Origin of the sequence: Idiomarina sp. UBA4206 (assembly GCF_002383015.1) — a bacterium.
In the GTDB taxonomy this organism is placed as follows: Bacteria; Pseudomonadota; Gammaproteobacteria; order Enterobacterales; family Alteromonadaceae; genus Idiomarina; species Idiomarina abyssalis.
The window spans coordinates 11,111-14,550 of sequence record NZ_DFTS01000077.1; the positions used below are offsets into that span (position 1 = coordinate 11,111).

A 3,440-nucleotide genomic window follows, 5' to 3' on the forward strand; every position below is an offset into this window, starting at 1 on the left:
TCAAATCCTGCCCCCGCAACCAATTTTAGTAGCAGCGTTTCGCATTAGTCGGCGCTTTTGCTAAAATAACTGACAAAGGGTCCAGTGTTCAGAAAGCCCCGCAGCAGCTCGGGGCTTTTTGCTATGCGGCCTTAGCTATCTTAGGATAGCCAGAACACTGGGCGCTTGCGCCCTTTTTTTGTTTCAGGAGGCAGTAATTGGCAAATTTGCAAGAACGGTTAACCGATATGATTCGGCCAGCAGTAGAAGCTCTGGATTTCGAATTATGGGGTGTGGAGTTTGTCCGCGCCGGTAAGTTTTCGACGTTACGAGTGTACATTGATCATCCGGAAGGAATTAGTGTGGACAACTGTGCGGATGTCAGTTATCAGGTCAGTTCCCTATTAGATGTAGAAGACCCGATTAACGTTGAATACAACCTGGAAGTGTCCTCTCCGGGAATGGAAAGACCGTTTTTTAATGCCGAACAAATGCAGCCTTACGTGAATGAAACCGTTGCTTTTGAGTTAGTAGCGGCACAGAAGAACAAAAGGAAGTTCAAAGCGAAATTGATAGCGGTTGAGGGGGAAGAACTGACCCTTTCCGTAGATAACGATACTCTTCAGGTGAATATGCGTGATGTGAAAAACGCTCACCTGGTTCCAACATTTGATTAAAAGATTGCGTTGGCGAGGCAGCACTCATGAGTAAAGAAATACTGTTAGTCGCAGAAGCGGTTTCAAACGAAAAAGCGGTACCACGCGAAAAAATATTTGAAGCTTTAGAGTCAGCATTGGCTCATGCGACCAAGAAAAAATACGACGGTGATATTGAGGTTCGTATCGATATCGATCGCAATACTGGCGAGTTCGATACCTTTCGCCGTTGGTTAGTTGTTGAAGACACGGACACAGGGTTAGAACACCCTTACCGTGAAATTAGCTTGTCAGCAGCGCAATATGAAGACCCGTCGGTTCAAGCCGGGGACTACGTAGAAGAGCAAATTGACTCAATTCAGTTTGACCGTATTACGACACAAACCGCTAAACAGGTTATTGTACAGAAAGTACGCGAAGCAGAGCGCGCACAAGTCGTGGATGAATATCGCGATCAAGTGGGCGAAATGGTTAGCGGTATCGTTAAGCGAGCAAACCGTGAGCACGTTATCCTCGACTTAGGTAATAACGCTGAAGCTATTATTTACCGTGATGAAATGTTACCGCGTGAGTCGGTACGCCCCGGTGACCGAATTCGTGGCTTGCTTTATGACGTGCGTCCCGAGGCTCGTGGTGCACAGTTATTCGTTAGCAGAACCAACCCTAATTTCTTGTTGGAACTTTTCCGTATCGAAGTACCGGAAATTGGCGAAGAAATGATTGAGTTGCGTGGCGCTGCCCGCGATCCGGGTTCTCGTGCTAAAATTGCAGTGAAGAGCAATGATAAACGCATCGATCCGGTTGGCGCTTGTGTCGGTATGCGTGGTGCGCGTGTGCAGGCTGTTTCCGGCGAGCTGGGCGGTGAGCGTGTGGATATCGTGCTTTGGGACGACAACCCGGCACAGTTTGTAATTAACGCAATGGCTCCTGCAGAAGTTGCTTCTATTGTTGTTGACGAAGACGCACACACAATGGATATCGCCGTAGCGGCTGATAACCTGGCGCAGGCAATCGGTAAAGGTGGACAGAACGTTCGCCTGGCCAGTCAGTTAACTGGCTGGACATTGAATGTCATGACAGAAGACGAGTTCAATGAGAAAAACGAAGCAGAAGCTCAGCGTTTATTGAACTTGTTTGTTTCAACCTTAGATATTGACGAAGACTTTGCAACCGTGCTTGTTGACGAAGGCTTTTCTTCGTTAGAAGAAGTGGCTTATGTTCCAGTTGCTGAGTTCCTTGATATTGAAGGAATGGACGAAGATATCGTAGAAGAATTACGTAGCAGAGCGCGTGCTTATTTAACGACCAAAGCTTTAGCTACAGAAGAATCTCTGGAATCGGCTGAACCAGATGAAACGCTGTTGAATCTTGAAGGAATGGATCGCCACCTGGCCTATGTGTTAGCCAGCAAGGGTGTGACCAGTCTGGAAGAGTTAGCGGAACAGGGCGTTGACGACTTAGCCGATATTGAAGAATTAAATGAACAGCAGGCTGGCGATTTAATTATGAAAGCCCGCAATATTTGCTGGTTCAATGAAGAACAGTAGAACGATCAGCGGAGGTACAACAGACTATGGAAGAAGTAACGCTCGATAAGCTGGCCAAAGATGTCGGTACAACAGTTGATCGTCTGGTTCAGCAGTTCGCTGAAGCGGGCATGACCAAGAAAGCGGGTGATTCTGTTAATGAAGATGAAAAACAGAAATTACTGGCTCACTTGAACCGTCAGCATGGCGGTGGCGGCAGCTCTGAACCCAGCAAAATGACTTTAAAGCGTAAAACGAAAAGTACGTTAAGCGTTGGCGGCGGAAGAGATTCTAAATCCGTTCAGGTAGAAGTGCGCAAAAAACGCACTTATGTCAAACGTTCGGCGAGTGAAGAGCAGGAACGTGAAGAGCAAGAACGCTTAGCCAAAGAAAAAGAAGCAGAAGAAGCTAAACTTCGCGAAGAAGAGCAAAAACGCGAAGAAGAGAAGCAGCGCAAAGAAGCTGAAGCGAAAGCTAAAGTAGAGCGCGAAAAAGCTGAGAAAGAAAAAGCAGAGAAAGAGAAACTGCGTAAAGAAAAAGAGAAAGCACGTCAAAAAGCGGAAGCTGAGAAACGTGCAGCGATGACACCTGAAGAACGTGAAGCGGCAGACAAAGCGAAAGCAGAAGCCGAAAAACTGAAGCGTCAACAGGAAGAAGAAGCCCGTAAAAAAGCGGAAAAAGAAGCGGAAGCGCAAGCGGAAGAAGCTCGCAAACTAGCTGAAGAAAATGCAAAACGCTGGGAAGAAGAAGAGCAGAAACGTAAGCAGCAAGAGCAGGAAGACGTGCACTTTACAACGTCTTCTACAGCTCAGGAAGCTGAAGACGCGCAGGACTTCGACGAAGAACGTAAAAGTCGCAAGCGCGGCAAAAAACGTCGTCGCAAAGATGAAGAAAGTGATGAAACGCCGCGTCGCGAGAAGCGTCGTAAAGGTGCTCGTCGTGGCTCATCACTGCAACAGGGCTTTAATAAGCCAGCGCAGCCGGTCGAGCGTGATGTAAAAATTGGCGAAACCATTACTGTTGGCGAACTGGCTAACCGTATGGCAATTAAAGCCAGTGAGCTCATCAAGACCATGATGAAAATGGGCGAAATGGTTACGATTAACCAAATTCTTGACCAAGACACAGCTGCCTTAGTTGTTGAAGAGCTTGGACACAAGCCCGCGCTTGTCAAAGACAATGCGTTGGAAGAGGAAGTGCTTTCTGACCGCCATGAAGGTGGTGAAGAAGCACCTCGTGCTCCGGTCGTAACGGTTATGGGTCACGTTGACCACGGTAA

At 47.5% G+C, this 3,440-nt stretch carries 3 protein-coding genes; all 3 read left to right on the forward strand.

Annotated elements, in window-relative coordinates:
* The first annotated feature begins 197 nt into the window (after positions 1 to 197).
* Positions 198 to 656, forward strand: a complete 459-nt coding sequence (gene rimP / locus B3180_RS15575; protein WP_054487058.1) for a ribosome maturation factor RimP — start codon at positions 198 to 200, stop codon at positions 654 to 656.
* A 26-nt stretch (positions 657 to 682) separates the two neighbouring features.
* A complete protein-coding gene (nusA, locus tag B3180_RS15580; protein ID WP_199494425.1) occupies positions 683 to 2,182 on the forward strand; it encodes a transcription termination factor NusA in 1,500 nt (499 codons plus the stop codon).
* A 26-nt stretch (positions 2,183 to 2,208) separates the two neighbouring features.
* The coding region (locus B3180_RS15585) for an IF-2-associated domain-containing protein (protein WP_286845398.1) at positions 2,209 to 3,440 on the forward strand (1,232 nt) is incomplete at its 3' end.

What these genes read in the sequence shown, in the direction of transcription:
- nusA (WP_199494425.1), top strand. Translation starts at nt 683, where the DNA reads ATGAGTAAAGAAATACTGTTAGTCGCAGAAGCGGTTTCAAACGAAAAA.